Annotated in this window: 1 pseudogene; it reads left to right on the top strand. The window is 37.4% G+C overall.

Going from position 1 to position 449, the window contains the following annotated elements:
* Positions 1-449: pseudogene (locus tag FUA24_RS07440) on the top strand (SprB repeat-containing protein); the annotation flags it as partial.

Below are 449 nucleotides of genomic sequence, written 5' to 3'. Positions count from 1 at the left end.
GGTTGAACGTAACAATTTAGCGCCTGGAACTTACACCGTAACCATTACAGACGGAAAACCGTGTGTAATAAATGAAACCTTCACAATAACACAACCTGATGCGCTAAACATTTCTGGTATTAAAACCGATGCTTTAAATTGTGATGATGCAAACTCAGGTGCTATAAATGTAATTGTTACAGGTGGTACACTACCATTAACTTACAATTGGTCTCATGGTGCTACCACCGAAGATTTATCTAACATCCCTCCAGGAGCATATACTGTAACTGTTACAGATGCTAATAATTGTGAAATTTCAGAAACTTTCAACATCAATAGATTTGAACCCCTAGCGGTAGAAGTTGTTACTGAAACCACTCATAATTGTGATACCAAAGAAATTACCCAAAACTTTATTGCAAAACCTAGTGGTGGTGTTCCACCCTATCAAATATCATGGTCTAGTG

This window comes from Seonamhaeicola marinus (assembly GCF_008085455.1).
The sequence above is the reverse complement of the archived record's forward strand: the minus strand, read 5'-3'. Positions and strand labels throughout refer to the sequence as shown.